This is a genomic window from Flavobacterium sp. (genome assembly GCF_046296355.1).
Taxonomy (GTDB): domain Bacteria; phylum Bacteroidota; class Bacteroidia; order Flavobacteriales; family Flavobacteriaceae; genus Flavobacterium.
Window position 1 is genome coordinate 30,954 of the sequence record NZ_JBKBLM010000003.1, and the last position, 22,908, is coordinate 53,861.

Below are 22,908 nucleotides of genomic sequence, written 5' to 3' on the forward strand. Positions count from 1 at the left end.
AGAAACGATATTGCATAAAAAAAGCTCAACTTAAGTTGAGCTTTTTTTTATTTTATATTCTTTTGAAAAATTTCTTTGTTTCCGGAACACCATTGTACGCTTTCGTAATAAAAATCTACAGTGGTTAAGTTGTCTTTTTTTCTTATGATGCACTTCCCAGTAACATCAGCCTCGTCTCCGTATACCGTGATTTTTTTTTCTGTTTCCAGTTTTTTATCTAAATACATCTCATAAATTCGAGTAGCAATTTCTTGACGGATTGTAATTTTTGAATTGAACGTACTGATGATTACGGTTCCGTTTTTGTTTCTGGCTACATATTCCATGCCGTTATGACCATAACTGTAGGTAGTTACCTTTGGCTCTTCATTATCTGAAAAGGCAAAACAAGTCATCACTAATAGACTAAAAATTATTTTTTTCATAAATGTTTGATTATTGGGGCATGTTTTGAAGGCCGAAAAATAACGATTATTTCAATACATCCAACAGTTAATATCCTATAAAACAAAAAAATCTCGTTTTACCCTACCGGATTAACGAGATTTTTGGAATTAATAACTACTAATAGTAAGTATAGCGCCTTACTTTGGCAATATACTTGGCCAAACGAATTACTTGATGGCTATAACCGTATTCGTTGTCATACCAAACATATAATACTATATTTTTTCCGTCATTGGAAACAATGGTTGCATTGCTGTCAAAAATGGATGGGGCAGAAGTGCCCACGATATCGGAAGAAACCAACTCGTTATTCAACGAATATTTTATTTGCTCTACCAATTCACCTTCTAAAGCATATTTTCTCATGATGGCATTTACTTCATCAATGGAAGTTTCTTTGCCAACTTCCAGATTCAAAACAACCAATGAACCATTCGGAACAGGAACACGAATCGCATTCGAAGTTAATTTTCCGGCCAAACTCGGTAAAGCTTTTGCCACAGCACTTCCGGCTCCGGTTTCTGTAATTACCATATTTAAAGCAGCAGCACGACCACGACGGTATTTTTTATGCATGTTATCCACTAAGTTTTGGTCATTCGTATATGCATGAATCGTTTCTAAATGTCCTTTTACAACACCTAAAGTTTCTTCAACAGCTGCTAAAATAGGAGTTATAGCGTTTGTGGTACAAGAAGCTGCAGAGAAAATATCAACGGTATCCGGATTGTGGTCATTATGGTTTACTCCATAAACGATATTCGGAACCCCTTTTCCAGGAGCAGTCAATAATACTTTGCTGACACCTTTAGAAACCAAATGACGTTTCAGCGCTTCTTCTGTAGTGAAAGCGCCGGTATTGTCTATCAGTAAAGCATCTTCGATACCATATTGTGTGTAATCAATTTCTTCCGGAGCATTTGCAGTGATGATATGAACTGTAGTTCCATTGATAATCAGAGCGTTATTTTCAACATCTGCCTGAACTGAACCTTCAAAATCTCCATGAACCGAATCATAACGCAATAAAGAAGCTCTTTTTTCTAACGAAGTAGCATCATTTCGGTCACGTGTTACAATCGCGCGAAGACGCAATTGCTGTCCTTTCCCTATTTTGCTCATCATTTCACGTGCTAACAAACGACCAATTCGCCCAAAACCATACAAAACCACATCTTTAGGTTTGATGTTTTGCGAATCTTTGGCATTTCTCAATTTGTCAATAACAAAAGCTCTGGCATCGTGGTATTTGTTGTCTTCTAAATGGTATTCATAAGTCAGTTTACCAATGTCAATTCGCGAAGGTGGTAAATCTAAATTTAAAATTGCTTTGGCAATCTCAACCGAATCAAAAACATTGATAGGCTTTTGAACAAATTCTCCGGCATACTCATGTAAATTGATGATATCACTTACATTTCGGTCGATTAATTGGTTTCTGAAAAGAACCAACTCAATAGATTTATCATACCATAAATCACTGATAATCTTGATAAATTCTACGCCTGCCTTTCGCCTGTCGGCTTGAAATGATAATTCCTTCTCGTATAAAGTGTTGCTGTTCATAAAAAAGAAAAGAGTTTAGTTTGTGTTGTTTATCCTAAATTTATTTCAGGAACTTTTTAAATTTGGCGCAAAAGTATAAAATAGAAGTGTTTTACGAAAACGATTTCGTAAATATTTAACAATAAAAAAAGCCAATCCTTTATCGGACCGGCTTTTTACAAAAGTAAGTAAGATGATTATTATATGATGACTTGAATCACTTGTCCCATTCGGTTAATCATTTGAATGCTGACACTTTGATTTTCGTCTTTTTTGTTTAAAAATCCGGAGATGGTTTCCACATCAGTAGCTTTGACATTGTCTACCGAAAGGATGATGTTGCCTTTTAATTGGTCATAATAAGGTTTCAAATTTTCGTTGTTGATTTCTTTTATGCGAACGCCATAGTCAATTCGGTATTTCTTTTTATCAGTGGCATCAATGTTTTCTAATTCCAATCCTTTGAATTCGGTGGTGAAAATGTCATTTTTAATCAAAGTCACTGAAGCAGTTTTAGTTTCACCATCTCTAACAAAAGTCACTTGTACTTGGTCATTTGGTCTTTTAGTATTGATATAACCGGTCAATTCAGCAAACGAACTGATTTTTTGATTGTCTAATTTTTTGATGACATCGCCGCTTTTTAAACCTGCTTTTTCGGCGCCGGATTTTTTGGTTACCTTGTTAATGTAGAAACCTTCAGTATCATTGATGCCAAATTCTTTTGAAGTTCTACTGTTCAATTCCGAACCTTCAATACCCAAAATGCCCCGTTGTACTCCACCAAATTCCATGATGTCTTCAATAATTTTACGAGTGATATTAGACGGAACGGCGAAAGAATATCCGGCATAACTTCCTGTTGGAGAGGAAATCATCGTGTTGATTCCGATTAATTCTCCACGGGTATTTACCAAAGCACCACCACTATTTCCGGGATTAACCGCTGCATCGGTTTGGATGAAAGATTGAATACCGTTTCTGTTGTCTAAATTTCTGGCTTTGGCCGAAACAATTCCGGCAGTTACGGTGGAATTTAAATTATACGGATTTCCGACCGCCAAAACCCATTCTCCGACTTTCACTTGGTCTGAATCGGCAAAAGTGGAGTATGGTAGTTTTTCATCGGTACTGATTTTTAACAAAGCAATATCCATTTTTGAATCGGTTCCGATAAGTTTGGCTTTATAGGATTTGTTGTTGTTTAAAGTCACTTCCAATTCGGTCGCGTCTTTAATCACGTGATTGTTGGTTACGATATAACCATCCTCAGAAATAATTACGCCCGAACCGGTTCCGATTTGCTCTTGTTGTTGTCCGCCACGTTGTCCGTAGAAATATTCCATAATCGGATTGGAAACGGTTCTAACAGAGACATTTTTTACGTGAACAACAGTATGAATAGCATTTTCGGCTGCTTCAGTGAAGTCAATGGCTTCCCCTGATAAACCAACGTTTCTACTGTTATTGGAAGCCAAGGTCACAATCGAATCGCGATTGCTTTTCCCTTCCATAAATAATTTGTAAGCTCCAAGTGTAGTGGCACCGCTTAATAAAGAAACCAAAAATAAACTTGATAATCGTTTCATAGTCATTAACATTTAAATTATTGTATCGTAAAATTATAAACTTTCATTTTTTCTTCAAATAGGCTTTAACGCTCGTTTAACAATTTTTAAGTCAATCTTAAATTTTGCTATCTTTGTGTCACTTATCACGACTATGAAAATCACTTTTAACAAATACGAAGGAACAGGAAACGACTTTGTCATGATTGACAATCGGAATGATTTTTTTCCAAAAAAAGACACTAAACTTATCGAAAAACTGTGCGACCGACGTTTCGGAATTGGCGCAGACGGATTAATTCTTTTAGAGAATGACAGCGAAACCGATTTTCTTATGGTTTATTACAACTCCGATGGAAACGAAAGTTCCATGTGTGGCAATGGTGGTCGATGTTTGGTGGCTTTCGCCAAAAGTTTGAATGTGATACAAGAGGATACCGATTTTATAGCAACTGACGGTCCTCACCATGCCTCTATTTTTGATAACGGAATTGTTTCGCTTGGTATGAAAACAGTAGATTTTGTAAAAATTGAAAGCGACTATGTTTTTCTGAATACGGGTTCACCACACCACGTAATGATGGTTGAAGATTTGAAAAATTATGATGTAAAAAGTGTCGGAGCCCAAATACGATATTCCGATTTGTATGGAAAACCTGGAACCAATGTCAATTTTGTGAGCCAAATTTCGGAGAATCATTTTGCGTTGCGCACTTACGAACGTGGCGTTGAAGATGAAACTTTGTCTTGCGGAACAGGAGCAACAGCGGCAGCAATTGCCATGCACGCAATAGGAAAAACAACAGCTCATCATATTTATTTAGACGTTGAAGGCGGAAAACTCGAAGTTTCTTTTGTGAAAGAAGGCGATAAATACACTAATGTTTTTTTAAAAGGTCCGGCGACTTTTGTTTTTGAAGGGGAAATAGAATGGTAACGCTTCAAGGAAATACCATTTATTTACGAGCACTTGAACCGGAAGATTTAGAGTTTATCTATGCTATTGAAAACGACGAAAATATTTGGGAAGTGAGCAATACACAAACGCCGTATAGCAAGTTTCTCATTCGGCAATATTTGGAAAATGCGCATCAGGATATTTATGAAGCCAAGCAATTGCGCTTAGCCATTTGCAAAAACGAAACTTCTGAAGCCATTGGTTTAATCGATTTATTTGATTTTGATCCAAAGAATCAACGCGCTGGCGTTGGCATTATCATTCAATATGAAACCGAAAGAAATAGTGGTTTTGGTAAAGAGGCTTTAGCTTTGGTGATTGATTATGCTTTTCAGCAGTTGCAATTACACCAATTGTTTGCAAATATTGGCACCGATAATACAGCGAGTTTAGCTCTTTTTACTACATTTGGGTTTGAAAAAATTGGCGTCAAAAAAGATTGGATTCGCATTAACAATGTCTTTCATGACGAAGCACTTTTTCAGTTAATTAAAAAATAAATCTTAAAAACAGTCTCGGTTTTGAACAAAAGTAAAATCTTCAAAGTTTTAGCCATTACTTTTATCGTTTTTGTAGCGGTTATTTATATCAAATTTTTCACGTCAAATACCACTTTTGAAAAAGAGGAAGTATTTGTTGAAATCCCAACCGATTCTAAATACGAAGACGTGCAGCGAATCCTTTCGCCTTATGTAAAAAACATGAGTGACTTTGAAACTATCGCCAGTCTTCGTTCCTATCCTGAAAATGTAAAAGCGGGTAGGTTTTTATTGAAGAAAGGCATGAGCGCATTTCAATTGGTAGCCACTATGCGAAGAAACGTACCGGTCAAATTGGCTTTCAACAACCAAGAAAGATTAGAGAATTTATGCGAACGAATCAGTGCTCAAATTGAACCTGATACCACTAAATTACTGGCGACTTTCCGTGACACAGCATTTTTAGAGAAAAACGGGTTTACCAAAGAAAATGTATTTGCCATGTTTTTGCCTAATACTTATGAGTTTTACTGGAACATATCGGCAGAGAAATTCAGGGATAAAATGTTGGATGAATACAATAAGTTTTGGACCAAAGAAAGAATTGCCAAAGCGACTGAATTAAATTTAACGCCGGTACAAGCCATTACTTTAGCTTCAATCGTTCACAAAGAAACCGTAAAGAAAAGCGAAAGACCAACAGTAGCCGGTGTTTATTTAAATCGTTTAAGAGACGGAATGAAGTTGCAAGCGGATCCAACAGTAATTTATGCTTTAAAATTACGAGACAATGATTTTGACCGAATAATCAAAAGAGTGTTGTACAAAGATTTGTTTATAGCTTCGGCATACAATACTTATCAAAATCTAGGTTTGCCACCAGGGCCAATCGCTATGCCCGACATTGATGCGATTGATGCGGTTTTGAATCCGGAAAAGCATGATTATCTTTATTTTTGTGCGAGCGTTGAAAAATTTGGTTACCACGAGTTTGCCGCCACTATGGAACAGCACAACGTGAATGCCAAGAAATATGCCGATTGGATGAATGCCCAAGGAACCAAACGCTAATCTTTGAAAAAGCAGCATTACATAATTCTGTTTTTATGCTGCTCGAGTTTGCTTTGGGCACAAAATGGTATAGAAAACTTTCTCAAACCTTCGGACACTTTAAATAAAACCCGACTCAAAACCCTAGTTATTTCTGAAGCTGCGATTGGTGTAACTGCTTTAATTGGGTTAAACCAACTTTGGTATGCCGATTATCCGCGTTCCGATTTTCATTTTATTAATGACAATGCCGAATGGCTGCAAATGGACAAAGCCGGACATGTTTTTTCATCTTACCATTTGGGTAGTTTTGGTGCCAATGCTTTGAAATGGAGTGGTTCTAGCAGAAAAAGTCAATTGATTTACGGTTCAACATTGGGTTTGGCTTTCCTAACCACTGTTGAGATTTTTGATGGCTATTCCGCGAATTGGGGTGCGTCTTTAGGAGATGTTGCAGCGAATGTTTCCGGAACTGCTTTATTTGTTTCACAAGAATTGCTTTGGAAAGAGCAACGAATTGTACCCAAATTTTCTTTTCACACAACGCTATATGCCTCAGCTCGACCTAATGTTTTGGGCAGTTCATTGTCGGAACAAATTCTAAAAGATTACAACGGACAAACTTATTGGCTTTCGGCTAACATTCATTCGTTTACCAAGACTTCAAAAATTCCGAAATGGTTGAATATTGCCATCGGTTATGGCGCGGAAGGAATGATTACCGGCAAAGACGAATTGGTCAATACCATTTTCCTTCCGGAAAGCAAAAGATTCCGTCAATTTTACCTCAGTCTCGACGTTGATCTGACGAAAATTGAAACCAAATCCCATTTTGTTAAGACAATTTTAACAATTTTCAATTCCATTAAAATTCCGGCTCCAACGTTTGAAATAAGGGGTTGCGGTGGTTCGAAGATGCACTTAATCTACTTTTAGAGTAGTTTAACTGCTTGATATTCAATTTTATAAATTAAGTTGTATATTTGCAGTCGGAAATTTCATGTCGGTGACAGCGCTTGAGAAATAACTTTAAATGATAAAAAAAGGAATTTTTTACACATCAATCCTACTAGTAGTAGCTTTTATAAGCTCAGGTTTTAAACCATACAATTCCCCAATCAACTTCGGTTTTCGTGTTGATGAAAATAAAAGACTTTTATACGTCTTTCCTTCTGAAAACAACATAGACTTTTTTAGTTCTACAGTCCCATTTAAGGGCAAGTATTTTATTGGCTATAAGGATGCCATTGCTCACAAAGAATCACAAGGGAAATACAAAAAAATTAATACTTTAGGGTATTTAGGTAAATACCAATTTGGGGTTGAAACTCTTAAGTCAATCGGTATTCACGATAGTTCAACTTTCTTAAATAATCCAAAACTACAAGAGAAAGCTTTTATAACGTTGCTTTCTAAAAACAAATACGAGTTACGAAAGTACATCAAAGACTTTGAAGGAAAAATAATTGACGGTGTTAAAATTACCGAATCCGGTATTTTAGCCGCAGCGCATTTAGGAGGAACCGGTTCCGTGAAACGTTTTCTGAATTCTAGAGGCGCCAAAAAATGCAAAGATGAATACGGTACTTCAGTAAGAACTTATCTTAAAGACTTTGGCGGATTCGAAACGAATGGTATCAAAGCCATCAAAAATGCCAAAGTGAAATAATTTCGTTTTTCTTTTAAAACTTATGGATAATAAAAATAGTAGGTCGGTTGTGTAAATCGACCTTTGTTTTTTTCCAATCGGCTACTCGGAACGTTTTAATGTACTCAGTTGGCAAAGTGATATCAGTTGCAATGCACAAATGAGTATTGGGCTGTAACGCTTGCAGAATATCCTCTAACAATTTATTGTTACGGTAAGGTGTTTCAATAAAAAGCTGAGATTGATTTTTATCGTGGGATAACTTTTCAAAGTTTTTTAGTGCCGATTTCTTCTCGCTTTTTTCAATAGGCAAATAACCATTAAAAGCAAAACTCTGTCCGTTCATACCCGAACCCATCATCGCCAATAAGATAGAAGATGGTCCAACCAAAGGAATCACCTGAATGCCTTTTTCATGCGCTAACTTCACAATCACCGCTCCTGGATCAGCTACTCCGGGACAACCGGCTTCGCTCATCAATCCGACGTTAATTCCATTCAAGCAGGGTGCAATCATAGCATTGTGTTCGGAAATGTCTGTGTGTTTGTTGAGTGCCGATAATTTTAAACTCGCTTGAACTTTTTCAGGATTGACCGATTTGATGAATTTTCGAGCGGTTTTTTCGTTTTCTACGATATAAGTGTCAATAAAATCAATAGCTCTTTTTACCGATTGCGGCATTACATCATGCGGATTCATTTCGCCCAAAGTGGTCGGAATCAAATACAGTTTTCCTTTTAAAATTGTTGGGTTCATGGGTGTTTTTCAATCAATTTCTTGGCCAAAATAGCACAGGTTTCATCCAGCATTTCATACACCATATCAAAGCCGTTTTGCAAACCGTAATACGGGTCAGGAACATCGACATTTTCCCCGGGAAAAAGATGGTTTAATATCATGTCAACTTTTGCTTTTTGGGCTTCTGTTTTGGCCAAATCAATGACGTTATCGTAATTCGAACTATCCATCACATAGATGTAATCGAATTCGTCAAAATCTTTGGAAGTGAATTGTCTGCCTCTTTGATTGGTAATATCCAACCCGTTTTTTTGGGCTACCAAAATGGAACGTTGATCGGGTTGTTTGCCAATATGATAATTACCGGTTCCGGCAGAATCTACTATAAATTTATCTTGGGGAAGTTTGGATGCAAGCAAACCTTCTGCCAATGGAGATCGGCAAATATTACCTAAACATACCATTAAAATTTTAACGGGCATAGTATTTTTTCTAAGCTGCAAACTTAGTCAAAAAGCAAATTATAGCGATAATTTTTTGTGAATATCTTCTACAAATTTTTTGAACTGTTTGTCTGTAGAAACCAAGTTGTCAACGGTTTTACATGCGTGTAAAACGGTAGCGTGATCACGGTCTCCAATTTGTGAACCGATGTTGGCCAAAGAAGATTTGGTAAATTTCTTAGCAAAGAACATCGCCAATTGACGGGCTTGCACCACATGACGTTTTCTGGTTTTGGATTGTAAAGTATCCACATCCAATTGGAAATAATCCGAAACTACTTTTTGGATATAATCGATAGAAATTTCGCGTTTGACATTCTTAACGAATTTTTCTACCACACTTTTTGCCAAATCCAAAGTCACTTCTTTTTTGTTGAAAGACGATTGGGCAATCAATGAAATAATCGCGCCTTCTAATTCTCTCACGTTAGATTTGATGTTTCTGGCTACGTATTCTACAATCTCTTCGGGCATTTCAACGCCGTCGCGGTATAGAATATTTTTTAAGATAGAAATTCTGGTTTCGTAATCCGGTTGGTGTAACTCGGCAGACAATCCCCATTTGAAACGCGACAACAATCGTTGTTCGATGTCTTGCATGTCAACTGGTGCCTTATCCGAAGTTAGGATTACTTGTTTTCCATTTTGGTGTAAGTAATTAAAGATATGGAAGAATACATCTTGAGTTCCTGATTTTCCGGAAAGGAATTGAACGTCGTCAATAATCAACACATCGATTAATTGGTAGAAATGAATAAAGTCATTTCTGTTATTTTTCTTAACCGAGTCAATATATTGTTGCGTGAATACTTCAGCAGAAATATACAACACGGTTTTTTCTGGGTATTTATCTTTGATTTCAACCCCAATAGCGTGTGCTAAGTGGGTTTTTCCTAAACCAACACCACCAAAAATCAATAGCGGATTAAAAGAAGTTCCACCAGGTTTATTGGCTACAGCCATACCGGCAGAGCGCGCTAAGCGGTTAGAATCGCCTTCAAGGAAATTGTCGAAACTGTAATTTGGATTTAATTGAGACTCGATTTTTAAATTTCTGATACCCGGAATTACGAAAGGATTTTTCAGTTCAGGATTCAGGTTTTTAAAAGGAGCATCAACGTCTTGTGATTTTATCGGGCTGCGGTGCGCACTTGGCAATTGTTCCGTAAACGGTTGTTTATTGCCATAAGTGTTTTCCATTTTGATTTTATAGAGTAACTTTGCGTTTTTTCCGAGTTCTTTGGTTAACGCTACCTTCAATAATTTAACGTAGTGTTCTTCGAGCCATTCGTAGAAAAATTTACTAGGGACTTGAATGTACAAAGCGTTGTCTGTAAGTTCAACTGACTTAATCGGTTCAAACCAAGTTTTGAAAGCTTGCTCTTGAATATTGTCTTTTATGAACTCAAGACAGTTTTCCCATACCGATTGCGCAGTTTTGCTCATATTTTGGTTAAAATTATAGTATTTATTGATAGGTTATTTTGACAAAAATGACAATGAAAATCATCATGTTTTTCGGGATAACAAATATGTGAATAAAATTCGTTAAAAAAAATTTAAATGGTATTGATTTTTTAAAAATATTGTTGTACGGAGAAGTTTGATTATAGATTAAAAGCAAAAAAAACAGATGAAAGAACATCAAATTCAAGTTAGAGTTCGGTACTCGGAAACCGATCAAATGAGTGTAGTTTATCATGGTAATTATGTGCCCTATTTTGAGATGGGACGCGTGGAATGGCTTAGAAACAAAGGGATTTCATATAAATCACTCGAAGAAAGCGGAATTGCGCTACCCATTGTTTCAATGACGATAAATTACAAAAAACCAGCACGTTATGACGACTTACTTACAGTGATTACCAAGTTCAAAAGTCAATCCTCAGTGAAGATAGAATTCGATTGTGAAATTCGCAATGAAAAGGACGAGTTATTAACAACTGCACATTTTATACTCGTTTTTGTGGACATAAATTTGGGAAAACCTATTGCGCCTCCGCAATACATTTTGGACATCATGAATGATTAGATTTTTTGAATCTTAATTTCAAACAGATTACTAAAAATGTCGACTATATTTTCGGCATTTTTTTTTCGGGTGGCGATTTCAATTTGGCAACTTTCGGCCATTTTTTGGTTGATGATATTTAGGTTTTTTTCTTTAATGACTCGCATGACTTTGTTCATGTTTTTGTAATCAAAGGAAATCAGGTAATGAAAATCTATGGTTTTTTCTATTATGTCAGCTTCTTCTAGAGCCATTTGCGCTGCGGTTCGGTAAGCAGAGATTAAGCCACCAACGCCCAATTTGATTCCGCCAAAAAAACGAACCACTACTACTAATATATTGGTAAGTTCAAAAGACTGAATTTGCCCGTAAATTGGCATACCCGCTGAATTACTGGGTTCGCCGTCATCATTGGCCCGAAAAGTTAAAGTTTCTGTTCCGAGTTGAAACGCGTAACAAAAATGGACTGCGCCGTGATGTTGCTTTCGCAATTGTTCTAAGTGAATTTTGATTTCTGCTTCATTGGTTACCGGATAGGCATAGCCAAAAAACTTGCTGTTTTTTTCTTTATACAGTATTTCTGCAGATGGAGAAGCAATAGTATTATAGGTGTCTTTCAATGAAATTGTTATTGAAAATTGTAATTGCCATTGAAATTAAGAGAAAGGTAAATGCTTTTGGTCAAACAAATTCACCACATCTTCTTGGCCAACTTGTAAATTCCAGACATGAAGTCCAAGACTTTCGGCTACCTCGGTGTTTTCTTTCTTGTCATCTACAAATAAAGTTCGTTTTGGTGACAAGTCGTGTTTATTCATTATTGTAGTAAAAATTTCCGGCTGAGGTTTTCGCATGCCCATTTCATAAGAATAATACACTTTTTCAAAGCAATGGTAAAAATCGGAGTAAAATGACATACCAACTTTATGCTCAAAGCGGTTGATGTGAATCGAATCGGTATTGGTTAAAAGAAATAAGCGGTATTTGTTGGATAACAATTGCAAAAATTCTAAACGGTACAGCGGAAAATCTCCGATAACCGAATTCCATGCTTTTGTAATTTCCTCGATTGAGGCATTGGGAATAAATTGGTGAAAACTCTCAACAAATTGAACGTCGGTTATTTTGCCTTTTTCAAACAAATCATTTTGGGCCAACAACACTTCATTTGGGCCATCAAGACCTAACTTTTTAAACTCTTCAACCGATTTTTCTTTTTCAAGGTTGATAAAGACATCGCCAAAATCAAAAATTATAGTGTTAATCATGGTTTAAAAAAGTTTAAGTTCGTCGCCCTTTAAGTCGGTTACTTTGGAAATTCCATTCAACAAAGGCGCTTTTACACCTTCGTTCAAGAAAATATTTCCAATAAAGACTCTAGCTTCATCCCAAAGATTATTGTCTATAAAAGTTTGAAGTGTTTGCTTTCCACCTTCAACAATGACAGACTGTATGCCGTATTTGTATAAAATATCGATTATTTTCTTGGTTAGCTGGTTATCAAAGATAACACTTTCATAAATAATATTCTCGTCAGATGTTAAATTTTCTTGCTCCGTAATGATGATGGTTTTTGTTTTTCCGTCTTTTACAAAATGGTCGCTAGTAATTTTTCCGGTTCTCTCTAAAACTATCCTAATCGGATTATTTCCTGTCCAATCGCGAACATCCAATTTGGGGTTATCGTCCAAAACCGTTTGCGTTCCAACCAAAATTGCCTGTTCTTCACTTCGCCATTTATGCGTTAATTGACGGGAAAAAACATTTGAAATCCAGACCGGTTCTTTTTTCTCTTTGGTCAAAGGCGCGATAAAACCGTCTTTACTTTCGGCCCATTTTAAGATAATATAAGGTCGTTTTTTATTGTGAAATGTAAAGAAGCGTTTGTTCAATTCTGTGCATTCATTTTCTAAAACACCAACCGTTACATGACAACCGTTTTCGATTAATCTTTTGATTCCGCTTCCGGCGACTTTGCTGTTGGGGTCAACGGTTCCAATTACTACATTAGGAATTTTATGTTGGATGATTAAATCACAACATGGTGGTGTTTTGCCAAAATGACTACAAGGTTCCAGTGATACATAAATCGTGGCTTTCGCCAAAAGGGATTTGTCTTTTACCGAATTAATTGCGTTGACTTCGGCATGTGGTTCTCCGGATTTTCGATGCCAACCTTCTCCGATAATTTTGCCGTCAAAAACAATTACACTACCAACCATAGGATTTGGATAGGTTGTTCCTAAACCATTTTTGGCCAATTGAAGGCAGCGATTTATGTAGAACTCGTGAGTATTCATCATACAAAAATAGGATTTTATCTGTTTAGTTTTTACCCCATAGAAATATAGAAATCTATTTTGAGCATAGCGACTCTCAGTGATTATTATTTCTATGTTATTATGTGGTTTGAACAATTGCGCTATTTTTGTAAACACTAAGATTAGATAAAATGATTATCAGAGAAATCCAAAAAGAAGACAATCAACAAATTGCAGCAGTAATTCGTGAAGTTTTTATTTCAGATAATTTCCCCAAAACCGGAACTGCTTTTGCAGATGTGCAATTGGATTTTATGTTTGAAGCCTATGAAAAGCCGAGAGCGACTTATTTTGTAGTCGAGAATAATGGCAAAATTATCGGTGGAGCAGGCGTGAGTCAACTGGAAAATTCAACTGAGAATATCTGCGAATTGCAGAAAATGTACTTTTTGCACGAAGCAAGAGGAAAAGGCATTGGTTCTCAAATGATTCAAAAATGTTTGGAAAAAGCCACTGAGTTCGGCTACGAAAAATGTTATCTCGAAACTTTACCCGAAATGTTAGCTGCTCAAAATTTGTATAAAAAAATGGGTTTTGAATACCTTTGCGCGCCTTTGGGTAATACCGGTCACACGACTTGTCCGGTTTGGATGATTAAAAATTTATAGATGCTACTCAAAAATTACAAAACGACTTTTCTTCACGAGCTTTCTTCTTTGTATGATGAAAAGGAAATCGAGAGTTTTTTTTATTTGATATTAGAAAAGCTACATGGTTTGAAGCGCATAGATTTAGCGCTAAAACCTGAAACAGTAATTGATGGAATCCATCTGAAACAATGGAAAAGTATAGTTTCTGATTTAAAAAGTTACAAACCGATTCAGTATATATTAGGAGAAACCGAGTTTTATGGTTTACCTTTTTTAGTCAATGAAAATGTCTTAATTCCACGACCGGAAACGGAAGAAATGGTTGAGTTAATTTTAAAGGAAGAGGCAAGAGGCAATAGGCAAGAGGCAATAGTAAGAATTTTAGATGTTGGAACAGGCAGTGGTTGTATTCCGATAGCTTTAAAAAAGAATTTACCGAATGCTGAAGTTTATGCGATTGATATTTCCGAAAAAGCATTGGCTACAGCCCGAAAAAATGGTGAACTTAACGATGTTAAAGTGAATTTTATAAATGTTGATATTTTAAAAATAAATGATTTAAAACAACTTCTAACTTCCAACTTCCAACTTCCAACTTTCTTTGACATTATTGTTTCTAATCCACCGTATGTTCGGAATTTGGAAAAAGCAGAAATTAACCCGAATGTTTTAGAATTTGAACCACATTTGGCACTATTTGTAGAGGACAATGATGCTTTGCTTTTTTATCGAAAAATAACTGAATTGGCTCAAAAGAATCTAACGTCAAGCGGAAAATTATACTTCGAAATCAATCAGTATCTCGGGAAAGAAACGGTTGCATTGGTGGAAAGTTTTGGTTTCAAAAATGTTACGTTGATAAAAGATATTTATGGTAACGAACGAATGATTTCGGCAGCACTATAAAACTGAACACTGAATTCGCCTTACTCATAGCGCAACGCCTCAATCGGATCCAACTGTGATGCTTTAATCGCAGGATACAATCCGGAAACCAAAGCTACCACAAAACTCGTTGCAAAAGCGGCCATAATGGCGCCCCACGGAATTACAAAATCCCAGCCGGCACTCAAACAGATTAAAAAACCAACCAAGATTCCGAAGATGATTCCAAAAATTCCACCGATTTGTCCGATGGTTAAAGTCTCAATAAAAAACTGCATGGCAATGGTTCGTTTTGTAGCGCCGAGCGATTTTCTAACTCCTATTTCACGCGTTCTTTCGGTTACGGAAACAATCATAATATTCATCAAAGCGATGGAAGAACCCAATATGGTAATAATTCCGATTACCCAAGCGGAAAGGTTTAAATAACCGGCCAAATCGGCAATTCGGTTGATTAAATCATCACTTCTGGAAATGGCAAAATTGTTGTCTTCCACCGGATTTAGTCTTCTCACTTTTCGCATGGTGATTAAAGCATCGTCAATGGCTTCATCCAAAAATTCTTTATTTACCACTTTCATGCTCAAGGAATAATTGATGCTAGGTGCTGAAAACATGGAACGTGCTACTTGAATAGGAATCATTATCCTTAAATCTTGGCTGTTGCCAAAAGTAGAACCTTGTTCTTTTAACACGCCAATTACTCTGAATTTGGCGCCGCGAATGGTCAGGATTTTATCGAGGGGATTGACATCTCTTAACAGACCGTCATCGGAAATAAAATCAGAGCCGACGATGCAAGCATAAACATTATTGGAAATATCGAAAGTATTGAAGCTACGCCCTTGGGTAATTTCTAAACCTGAATTGCTCAAGAAATGCTCATCAATACCTAAAACGGAAATCTCCGGATCAGTTTTTTGGTTTTCGAATTTGACTTCAGCTGCTGAAGTGGCGACGAAAGACAGTGATGTTTGCGTTAAAGGATAATCGTATTTTTCTTTGAAGGTTTTGGCTTCGGTATAAGTAATAATCGGATTGATTTTTTGTACTTCACCACCACTACGACGGTTTCTGAATTCGTATTGATTGATATTAAAGGTATTTGAACCCATCGAGGCAAAGCTCGAATTAAGGTTGTATTCGATGGCGGTTACCACAGTCAGAATGCCAACCAAAGCCGTAATTCCAATGGCGATAATGATAACCGTTAGTACTGTGCGGAGCAATTGTGTTCGAATTGAACCCAATGCGATTTTTACATTTTCTCTTAATAATCCAATCATAACGGTAATTTGACACTAAAATACAGGTTTTGTTACAAGAATATTGAGTAGGTTGTGGAAAATAGTTTTAAAAAATAAGATATTTGCCAAATGAATTTTAAATATCAAGTATCAGATATGAAATATTTAAAATCTAATATTTAAAATCTAATATCAAAATGGCACAAAAACCAAGTATTCCCAAAGGTACCAGAGATTTTTCACCCGCAGAGGTTTCCAAACGCAACTATATCATTTCGTTGATGCGTTCGCATTTTGAGAAATTTGGTTACCAACCGATAGAAACACCTTCGTTTGAAAACTCCGAAACCTTGATGGGCAAATACGGGGAAGAAGGCGACCGTTTGATTTTTAAGATATTGAATTCGGGAGATTATTTGGATAAAGTTTCTTCGGAAGAATTGCAAAATATAAATTATAAAAAGCTTACCGGAAAGATTTCCGAAAAAGCCCTACGTTACGACCTAACCGTACCATTTGCGCGTTATGTTGTGCAACACCAAAGCGAGATTGAGTTTCCGTTTAAGCGTTACCAAATCCAACCGGTTTGGCGAGCGGATAGACCTCAAAAAGGAAGATTCAGAGAGTTTTACCAATGTGATGCTGATGTGGTTGGTTCCACTTCGTTATGGCAAGAAGTTGAGTTAGTGCAATTGTACGATTCGGTTTTGGCGGAGTTAGGGTTGAATGGTGTTACTATTAAAATCAATAACCGAAAAATATTATCGGGCATCGCTGAGGTGATTGGCGCTTCTGATAAATTGATTGACTTTACCGTGGCTTTGGATAAGCTCGACAAAATAGGAGAGGAAGGCGTTAAAAAGGAAATGATTGAAAAAGGTATTTCGGAAAGCGCTTTGGTCAAAGTACAACCTTTGTTCAGTTTCACAGGAACGATTTCGGAGAAATTAGAAAAACTTTCAGGTTTACTTTCCACTTCTGAAGAAGGCAAAAAGGGAATTGAAGAGCTGCGTTTTATTTGTGACAACGTAACTAAATTGGGTCTGCAAAAAGCCAATTTGGATTTAGATGTGACTTTAGCGCGTGGATTAAATTATTACACCGGAGCTATTTTTGAAGTTTCGGCACCGGAAGGCGTTTCGATGGGTTCCATTGGCGGCGGCGGAAGATATGATGACTTGACCGGTATTTTCGGTTTGAAAAATATGAGTGGTGTGGGCATTTCTTTTGGGCTTGACCGAATTTATTTGGTGCTCGAAGAGCTGAATTTGTTTCCACAAACCGTTACGACTTCGACTCAAGTGATGTTTTTAAATTTTGGCGAAAGCCAAGCTTTTGAAGCCATGAAAGCCATCACCATTTTGCGCAGTAAAAACATCAAAGCAGAATTCTATCCCGATGCGGCTAAGATTGACAAGCAATTCAAGCATGCAGAGCGAAGAAATATTCCGTTTGTAGTAAAAGAAATCAAGGGTGATTCTTTTATTTTTAAGAACCTAAAATCCGGCGAACAATTGGAAACCGATCTATCGGGTATTTTAGAGAAATTAGCTTAAGTGTTAGAAGTATCAGCATAAAGTTTGGGGCTTTTAGTTAAAAAAACGCTCCACTTTTGCAGAGCGTTTTTTCGGGTCAAATAAATATAAAAAACTACTTAATTAGGATTTTCTTAGTTATGTCACCTTTATCGGTGGCGATTTTCACGATGTATCCACCGGCGCTAACTCCGCTAATCGGTAAATGCATAGTTGATTGGTTTTGGTCGTCTAATTTCCATGAAATCACTTGTTGTCCCAGTAAATTATACAACGCTACCGATTTGATGGAAACTTGTTGTAACTCATTGTTGATGTTCACCATATTGTCTACTTGCGAGTGGGTTATAGCAACACCGTTTTGTAATACATTTTCATCAGTTCCTAAAGCTGTAGGGTTAAGGAATCTCAATGAGAATCTTGTGTCAAATGTTCCAACAGGCAAACTGATTTCGAAATCTTCAGACTTGATGTCGTGGTAGATTTGCGTTTCATTATCATAGATAAAGATGTCTTGGTTTTCTTCAAAGTTTTCTTTGTTGTTAACGGCAAACTTTACCATTCCTTGGGTAGCATTTTTCACGCCTAGCGGATAAATAGTATTGACATTGAATGCACCGTCACCTTGAATGTTTAGTTTGGTTTCGCCTTGCATAAAGTACATATCGTTGGTTAAGGCTTCAATGCTCAAAGCATCGTATCCATTGTCAAAACCGGCTGTTGCATTTTCATTCATAAAGCCTAATAGTATTTCTCTGTGATAGTTATCGGCAGAGTTGTATCCTAGTCTTAATTTCATGAATTGTTCTTCAGAGAAAGTATCTTCGCTGTTGTTATAGTTTGCGTCGTTATTTACTGTTGGTGCAGCATTACTTCTGTACAAAGAATATGAGTTGGTGTTGTCTTCTTTCACAAAGATTCTTTGGTTATTGTTGAAAGTGATGGTTCCGCCTGTTGCTGTTCCGGTTACAAAGAAACCTTGTCCGACAGGAATAAATCTTTTGGCTGTTTTACTACTTGAACCTAATCCACTAACACCTGTTGGTGCAACCGGTGCTGTTCCGCCCACTTTAGTATAGGTTGCATAACCGCCTTGGTATTCCACAGTGTTGTGAGAATTATTAGTGTTATAATGTTCCCAGAAGTATAATGTTCCTGTTATACTGGCTACGTTATCGTCTATGAATTGGTCCGCATCAATAGCTGAAGCAAAAGGATTTCCGCATAGGTTTAAATTGCCGGGTGAAACAGTTGAAGTTATTGTGCCATTATTTGGTTTACCCACAAAAGTATAGTTTTGGTTACCGGTTAAAGCAGCAGAACCTTTCATAGTATAGCCTTGACCTGCTAAAAGGGAACCGTCAGGGCCTACAGCAGACCAGTTTGCATAGTCATTAGTGTAGTTTTGGAATTTGAATATCCAATAGCTGGCCAAAGTTATTGGGCTGGTTGGTGCGCCATCTACTCCGCTTGACCAGTTAAGGTTTTGAGGTGTTGTAGTTGTTCCGTCTTTCATTACTCCGGCCACAGTATAGCCGTGATTGATGGTAGTATTGTTAATAGTACTCACCGGAGAAGACCAATAATTGTAGTTATAAGTATTCGATTGTCCTTGTTGGTCTCTTTCAATAGAACCTGAGCTGGTAACCTCTATATCACTGTCGGTGGTTTGTACCAATTGTGATTTGTCTACTAAATCAATTTTACCATTTAGTTTCAAATAATGAGAGACTTCAATTTTGGTGTCATTTTCAGCAGATATAGTGTTGCTTTCTACTGCAAGGCCGAGTAAAGTTTTGTTTCCGGTTGAGCTTACATTATGACTTGTTCTAACGATATTCCAATCGATAGTTTTAGCATTATCAACAATAGATAGGCTTGAAGGTAAATCTTGTGAATCACCATTTGACCAGGTTGCGGTATTTGACCACAATCCGTTGGCAGCACTTTCATAAGGCATTGGAGCAGTTTGAACCGAGATTGTTATTTTATCCGGAATAACAAGACTTCCTCTGTTATTATTGGCAGAGTCATCATTTAAATGAGTTCCGATGTAGGAGTTCATAGTGTAGTAGGCATATAAACTTGACCAAGTTAGGCCACTGATATCATTTTTGGTTATAGTTGTAGGCATAACAGTACCTTTAATTCCTGTGCTGTTTTGTAAAATTTCCTGATTCATAATGAATCTGATTTCTGCCAAAGTTAAAGCGGAGCTGAACATTCTTAACTCATCAATATCTCCTTTGAAAAGGTTTCTAATATCAGTTTTGTTTCTGTATTCACCACCGATAGAGAACATATTACTGCTGGCAGTAGGAGCTGCAGATGTTACAGTTGAATCTAATACACCGTCAATGTAAAGCTTGATATCACCACTTGAATAGACTACAGCAATATTATGCCAAACAGCATTTGGCAATGCTACACTTGAAGTGAGAGTTGTTCCGCCAATCCATGATACGTTTACTTTGTTGTCTGTTCCTAAATATACTTTGTAACCGGTTGTTCCGTTGTATTTTGAAACAATAGTTCTGTCGGTGGCAGCGTCGTTTTGACCAATAGGCCTAACCCAAACCATCATTGAGAATGTTCCCGGTAAATCATTTACGGCGTCAATTTTAACATTGTCATCGCTACCGTCTAGTGAAATATGTCTAGGTAAAATGGTTTCGTGGGCTACACCAAAAGTGATGTATTTTGTACCGTCAAAATCATAACTCGCCACTTGGTTAGCACCTTCAGTTGACAAGAATACGGTTTCAACGCCTGTAGTAAAAGTTGCATTTGTAGCAACTACCATTACATAGGCATCATTTCCACTCAAAGCCGGTAAGCTTAGTAAGTCAGCTGAGGCCAATGATACTTTAACGGTTCCAACATCGCCACCGGTTTCTACAACTTTCCATTTTTTATTGGGTAAATCGGTTAAAGTAGTCACGGTTGAAGAACCAAAAGTTACTGATAGGTCAGTGCCAGAGTCACTCATGTTTTCACCATTATCACCCCAAACCAAATACTTTAGATCTGTATCAAAAGTGTTGGTGTTGGCAGTATTTGTTGCAGCAATGGTTGTTAGACCAATTGTTAAAACGGTATTTGCGTTAGAACTTTTCGATTGCTTTTGGTTTAGTTTAGAAGCATCATCACGACCAATTCCTGCAATATTGTAGTTAAACCCGGTGTTAGCTGAAGTACTCCAGATTGTCGTTCCGTTTGAAGCGACATAATCTTTTGAAGTACCATTTACGCCTAACGTAATACCATATTTAACCGCTAAATAAGTTTCAATTTTATTTCTTTCAGAAGCATCGTTTTTTCTTGAGCTGTAGGTAATAATTTCGGCAATTCTTCCGTCTAAACTACCATCCCAACCTTCACTTCTTCCAATCCAGTATTGACTGTTGGCTACATTCCCATAAGTAGCTGTATTCACTTCAGTATTGGCCACATTATTGGCGTTAAAATTTAATTGCATTCCGGTATTAGCGGTGTTATTGTATGCATTGATAATTCCGACTGAATTGTAGGAAGCTGATGTGCTAATATGACCAACGCCATATTTTCCACTAGTGCCTAAACCATAGGCAAGTAATTCATTTGTAAAACGAGCGGTGTAATTTCCATAGCCAAGACCGGAAGCATCTGTTTCTTGAGTACCCGGGATTTGATCACCACAAAAAATATCCATACTGGCAAGGCTTGAAGTTACATTGGTATCAGGCATTAGTACTACAAACATATCATTGCTGTAGAAACCTTCCGTTCCTTTTAAATATTGTCTTGTGCCGTCATTGTCGGTGTAAACTTGTGGTGCGGTATTGTAATTATTTGTAAAGTCAACTACGGCATTAAAATTCAGATTGTGTGTGGCATTGTTTCTGTAAACCGGTGCTCCTACATTTGTTGGTTTTACCGCATCAGTTCCAAGGGCTTGGGTATTCCATGTGTTCACAGCTGTGTTATCTGAAACATTGGTTGTTCCGTTTATTAAATCGGCACGTAACCATAATTGTAAGTCTGAAGTCACACCACCTGGACCATTGGTCAATGTGGTAAATCCATTTCCTTGAATAGAAAAGTTATATGGATTTTCATCACTATCACCATTTACAATTGAAACGGTAGCCGATTTTAATCCGTTAGTGCTTGGATTGAAAGTTACAACAAATGTAGTGCTGCTTCCTCCAGCTACAGATGAACTTGGTAAAGTTGTTACAGTAAAATCTGCAGCATTTACACCTCCAATAGTTATAGTTCCTATGCTTAAACTAGCTGTTTCGGTATTTTCTATGGTAAAAGTTCTAGTCACAGATCCAATGTTTATATCTGTTGAACCAAAATCTGTCCAGTCTGAAGTTGTGGGTGTAGCATCACCATCAACGATTGAAACAGAATTTCCTGTAAGGTTGATTTCCGGTTCGTCCCAGCTTATGATAATTTGTCCATTAGCTCCGCTTCCTCCGTATTTGGTTGAGCCGTTATCTTTTCTGGCGCCACCACCACCACCACCGGGTGAAACGGCTCCATTTATTGCTCCGGCATTTTGTGCATCGGCGTTTGATGTTGCTCCATTACCTCCTTTGCCACCACCTGTTGGAGCGGTTGCACCGGTAGCATTGGTTGCGTCATTACCTACTATTCCTATCCCGGCAGATGATCCACCACCGCCACCATAATTTCCTGAACTTCCATTTGATCCTTTACCTCCTTTTCTTACTACATCACCAATTGAATTGGTATCTGAACCACCTGCAGCTCCAGCATTGATATTATCTCCAACACTTGAACCACCTTTAGCTAAAATCGTTGTATTAGTATCAAACCAAGAATCGGAACTTGTAGTTGTGATAGTAGTTGTGCTTCCTACACCAACATTAACGGTATATGTGTTTCCCGGAATTACTGTAACAACTTTTTTAGCATAAGCGCCACCGCCACCACCGCCACCTGCAGTATTAACATTGGATCTTGATCCTCCTTTTCCACCGCCACCCCAAGCTTCCACAGTTACTTGGGTTACTCCGGCAGGTACAGTAAATGAGCTGCTGCTTGTATAAGTTTGTGTTCTGTTTTGTCCATATCCTATAGTTACAGTAAATAGGACTAATAGTAAAATTGAATTTTTTTCTAATTTAAGTAATAAATTTTTCATAATTCTGGGGCTTGAAAATTGCTTTGTTATTTAAATGAAGGTTGTTATTTCTTCATTATTTTTATTTGACGTTTCAAAACTATTATTTTGATTAATATTATCGATAAAAAGCTATAAATAATCGATGAAATGCATTATTAAAGCATTAAAAAACATAAAAAACTTACAAAAATTACAATTTTAAAATTTGTTTTACAGCTTGATTAATAGTCAAATAGATAAACAGT

At 37.0% G+C, this 22,908-nt stretch carries 20 protein-coding genes; 9 read left to right on the forward strand and 11 right to left on the reverse strand.

From position 1 onward, the window contains the following. Positions 1–47: 47 nt before the first annotated feature. The 3 genes from ACK4HO_RS02925 to ACK4HO_RS02935 all read right to left on the reverse strand — a co-directional run bounded on the left by ACK4HO_RS02925 (position 48) and on the right by ACK4HO_RS02935 (position 3,581). Positions 48–425, reverse strand: a complete 378-nt coding sequence (locus ACK4HO_RS02925; RefSeq protein ID WP_409662327.1) for a hypothetical protein — start codon at positions 423–425, stop codon at positions 48–50. Between the two features lie 139 nt (positions 426–564). Next, positions 565–2,013, reverse strand: coding sequence for a glyceraldehyde-3-phosphate dehydrogenase (locus tag ACK4HO_RS02930; RefSeq protein WP_409662330.1), 1,449 nt, complete (start codon positions 2,011–2,013; stop codon positions 565–567). Positions 2,014–2,192: 179 nt separating this feature from the next. Further along, positions 2,193–3,581 (reverse strand): S1C family serine protease, encoded by a 1,389-nt coding sequence (locus ACK4HO_RS02935; protein WP_409662333.1) that lies wholly within the window; start codon positions 3,579–3,581, stop codon positions 2,193–2,195. A gap of 133 nt (positions 3,582–3,714) precedes the next feature. Here ACK4HO_RS02935 and dapF point away from each other — a divergent pair, with 133 nt between their 5' ends. The 5 genes from dapF to ACK4HO_RS02960 all read left to right on the forward strand — a co-directional run bounded on the left by dapF (position 3,715) and on the right by ACK4HO_RS02960 (position 7,716). Next, the gene (dapF, locus tag ACK4HO_RS02940; RefSeq protein ID WP_409662336.1) at positions 3,715–4,497 is read left to right on the forward strand and encodes a diaminopimelate epimerase; all 783 of its coding nucleotides are present in this window, start codon (positions 3,715–3,717) and stop codon (positions 4,495–4,497) included. After that, positions 4,491–5,018 (forward strand): GNAT family N-acetyltransferase, encoded by a 528-nt coding sequence (locus ACK4HO_RS02945; protein WP_409662338.1) that lies wholly within the window; start codon positions 4,491–4,493, stop codon positions 5,016–5,018. The genes dapF and ACK4HO_RS02945 overlap by 7 nt, the downstream gene beginning before the upstream one ends. Before the next feature lie 21 nt (positions 5,019–5,039). After that, a complete protein-coding gene (gene mltG, locus ACK4HO_RS02950) occupies positions 5,040–6,068 on the forward strand; it encodes an endolytic transglycosylase MltG (RefSeq protein WP_409662341.1) in 1,029 nt (342 codons plus the stop codon). A gap of 3 nt (positions 6,069–6,071) precedes the next feature. Further along, entirely contained in the window at positions 6,072–6,983 is a 912-nt protein-coding gene (locus ACK4HO_RS02955) for a DUF2279 domain-containing protein (protein WP_409662343.1), read from the forward strand. 97 nt (positions 6,984–7,080) lie between these two features. Further along, positions 7,081–7,716, forward strand: a complete 636-nt coding sequence (locus ACK4HO_RS02960) for a peptidoglycan-binding protein LysM (RefSeq protein ID WP_409662345.1) — start codon at positions 7,081–7,083, stop codon at positions 7,714–7,716. 13 nt (positions 7,717–7,729) lie between these two features. On the opposite strand, the gene ACK4HO_RS02965 is transcribed toward ACK4HO_RS02960, so the two are convergent. From ACK4HO_RS02965 to dnaA, 3 genes are read right to left on the reverse strand one after another with little or no spacing between them, the layout of a single operon-like run. After that, complete coding sequence (locus ACK4HO_RS02965) at positions 7,730–8,452, reverse strand: SAM-dependent methyltransferase (RefSeq protein WP_409662348.1); 723 nt, start codon at positions 8,450–8,452, stop codon at positions 7,730–7,732. Further along, positions 8,449–8,916, reverse strand: coding sequence for a low molecular weight protein-tyrosine-phosphatase (locus tag ACK4HO_RS02970; protein ID WP_409662351.1), 468 nt, complete (start codon positions 8,914–8,916; stop codon positions 8,449–8,451). Before ACK4HO_RS02970 ends, ACK4HO_RS02965 begins: the two co-directional genes overlap by 4 nt. Positions 8,917–8,955: 39 nt before the next feature. Continuing rightward, positions 8,956–10,383, reverse strand: a complete 1,428-nt coding sequence (gene dnaA, locus ACK4HO_RS02975; protein ID WP_121311646.1) for a chromosomal replication initiator protein DnaA — start codon at positions 10,381–10,383, stop codon at positions 8,956–8,958. Positions 10,384–10,570: 187 nt separating this feature from the next. Between dnaA and ACK4HO_RS02980 the strand changes: the two genes are divergently transcribed. After that, positions 10,571–10,969, forward strand: coding sequence for an acyl-CoA thioesterase (locus ACK4HO_RS02980; protein ID WP_409662354.1), 399 nt, complete (start codon positions 10,571–10,573; stop codon positions 10,967–10,969). On the opposite strand, the gene ACK4HO_RS02985 is transcribed toward ACK4HO_RS02980, so the two are convergent. The 3 genes from ACK4HO_RS02985 to ribD are packed head-to-tail and all read right to left on the reverse strand — an operon-like array spanning position 10,966 to position 13,248. Then, positions 10,966–11,574, reverse strand: coding sequence for an IMPACT family protein (locus ACK4HO_RS02985; protein ID WP_409662582.1), 609 nt, complete (start codon positions 11,572–11,574; stop codon positions 10,966–10,968). The genes ACK4HO_RS02980 and ACK4HO_RS02985 overlap by 4 nt on opposite strands. A gap of 30 nt (positions 11,575–11,604) precedes the next feature. Then, the gene (locus ACK4HO_RS02990) at positions 11,605–12,216 is read right to left on the reverse strand and encodes an HAD family hydrolase (RefSeq protein WP_409662357.1); all 612 of its coding nucleotides are present in this window, start codon (positions 12,214–12,216) and stop codon (positions 11,605–11,607) included. 3 nt (positions 12,217–12,219) lie between these two features. Next, on the reverse strand, positions 12,220–13,248 hold the full coding sequence (ribD, locus tag ACK4HO_RS02995; protein ID WP_409662585.1) for a bifunctional diaminohydroxyphosphoribosylaminopyrimidine deaminase/5-amino-6-(5-phosphoribosylamino)uracil reductase RibD: 1,029 nt from the start codon (positions 13,246–13,248) through the stop codon (positions 12,220–12,222). A 152-nt stretch (positions 13,249–13,400) separates the two neighbouring features. On the opposite strand from ribD, the gene ACK4HO_RS03000 reads away from it, so the two are divergent. Both ACK4HO_RS03000 and prmC read left to right on the forward strand, forming a co-directional pair. Beyond that, on the forward strand, positions 13,401–13,877 hold the full coding sequence (locus ACK4HO_RS03000) for a GNAT family N-acetyltransferase (RefSeq protein ID WP_409662360.1): 477 nt from the start codon (positions 13,401–13,403) through the stop codon (positions 13,875–13,877). Then, positions 13,878–14,765: a peptide chain release factor N(5)-glutamine methyltransferase gene (gene prmC, locus ACK4HO_RS03005; RefSeq protein ID WP_409662363.1), complete on the forward strand. Its 888-nt coding sequence runs from the start codon at positions 13,878–13,880 to the stop codon at positions 14,763–14,765. It begins immediately after the preceding gene. Between the two features lie 20 nt (positions 14,766–14,785). On the opposite strand, the gene ACK4HO_RS03010 is transcribed toward prmC, so the two are convergent. Next, positions 14,786–16,030, reverse strand: a complete 1,245-nt coding sequence (locus ACK4HO_RS03010) for an ABC transporter permease (RefSeq protein ID WP_409662366.1) — start codon at positions 16,028–16,030, stop codon at positions 14,786–14,788. Positions 16,031–16,188: 158 nt separating this feature from the next. Here ACK4HO_RS03010 and hisS point away from each other — a divergent pair, with 158 nt between their 5' ends. Next, a complete protein-coding gene (gene hisS, locus ACK4HO_RS03015; protein ID WP_409662368.1) occupies positions 16,189–17,547 on the forward strand; it encodes a histidine--tRNA ligase in 1,359 nt (452 codons plus the stop codon). 94 nt (positions 17,548–17,641) lie between these two features. Here hisS and ACK4HO_RS03020 read toward each other — a convergent pair whose 3' ends face one another. Beyond that, entirely contained in the window at positions 17,642–22,681 is a 5,040-nt protein-coding gene (locus tag ACK4HO_RS03020) for a LamG-like jellyroll fold domain-containing protein (RefSeq protein WP_409662371.1), read from the reverse strand. Positions 22,682–22,908 lie beyond the last annotated feature (227 nt).

Bases quoted from the DNA above. Each gene is read 5' to 3' on its own strand.
- prmC (WP_409662363.1), top strand. From the start codon at position 13,878: ATGCTACTCAAAAATTACAAAACGACTTTTCTTCACGAGCTTTCTTCT.
- ACK4HO_RS02935 (WP_409662333.1), bottom strand. From the start codon at position 3,581: ATGAAACGATTATCAAGTTTATTTTTGGTTTCTTTATTAAGCGGTGCC.
- ACK4HO_RS02970 (WP_409662351.1), bottom strand. From the start codon at position 8,916: ATGCCCGTTAAAATTTTAATGGTATGTTTAGGTAATATTTGCCGATCT.
- ACK4HO_RS02930 (WP_409662330.1), bottom strand. From the start codon at position 2,013: ATGAACAGCAACACTTTATACGAGAAGGAATTATCATTTCAAGCCGAC.
- dnaA (WP_121311646.1), bottom strand. From the start codon at position 10,383: ATGAGCAAAACTGCGCAATCGGTATGGGAAAACTGTCTTGAGTTCATA.
- hisS (WP_409662368.1), top strand. From the start codon at position 16,189: ATGGCACAAAAACCAAGTATTCCCAAAGGTACCAGAGATTTTTCACCC.
- ACK4HO_RS03000 (WP_409662360.1), top strand. From the start codon at position 13,401: ATGATTATCAGAGAAATCCAAAAAGAAGACAATCAACAAATTGCAGCA.
- ACK4HO_RS03020 (WP_409662371.1), bottom strand. From the start codon at position 22,681: ATGAAAAATTTATTACTTAAATTAGAAAAAAATTCAATTTTACTATTA.
- dapF (WP_409662336.1), top strand. From the start codon at position 3,715: ATGAAAATCACTTTTAACAAATACGAAGGAACAGGAAACGACTTTGTC.
- ACK4HO_RS02945 (WP_409662338.1), top strand. From the start codon at position 4,491: ATGGTAACGCTTCAAGGAAATACCATTTATTTACGAGCACTTGAACCG.
- ACK4HO_RS02965 (WP_409662348.1), bottom strand. From the start codon at position 8,452: ATGAACCCAACAATTTTAAAAGGAAAACTGTATTTGATTCCGACCACT.
- ACK4HO_RS02925 (WP_409662327.1), bottom strand. From the start codon at position 425: ATGAAAAAAATAATTTTTAGTCTATTAGTGATGACTTGTTTTGCCTTT.
- ACK4HO_RS03010 (WP_409662366.1), bottom strand. From the start codon at position 16,030: ATGATTGGATTATTAAGAGAAAATGTAAAAATCGCATTGGGTTCAATT.
- ACK4HO_RS02960 (WP_409662345.1), top strand. From the start codon at position 7,081: ATGATAAAAAAAGGAATTTTTTACACATCAATCCTACTAGTAGTAGCT.
- ribD (WP_409662585.1), bottom strand. From the start codon at position 13,248: ATGAATACTCACGAGTTCTACATAAATCGCTGCCTTCAATTGGCCAAA.
- ACK4HO_RS02990 (WP_409662357.1), bottom strand. From the start codon at position 12,216: ATGATTAACACTATAATTTTTGATTTTGGCGATGTCTTTATCAACCTT.
- ACK4HO_RS02980 (WP_409662354.1), top strand. From the start codon at position 10,571: ATGAAAGAACATCAAATTCAAGTTAGAGTTCGGTACTCGGAAACCGAT.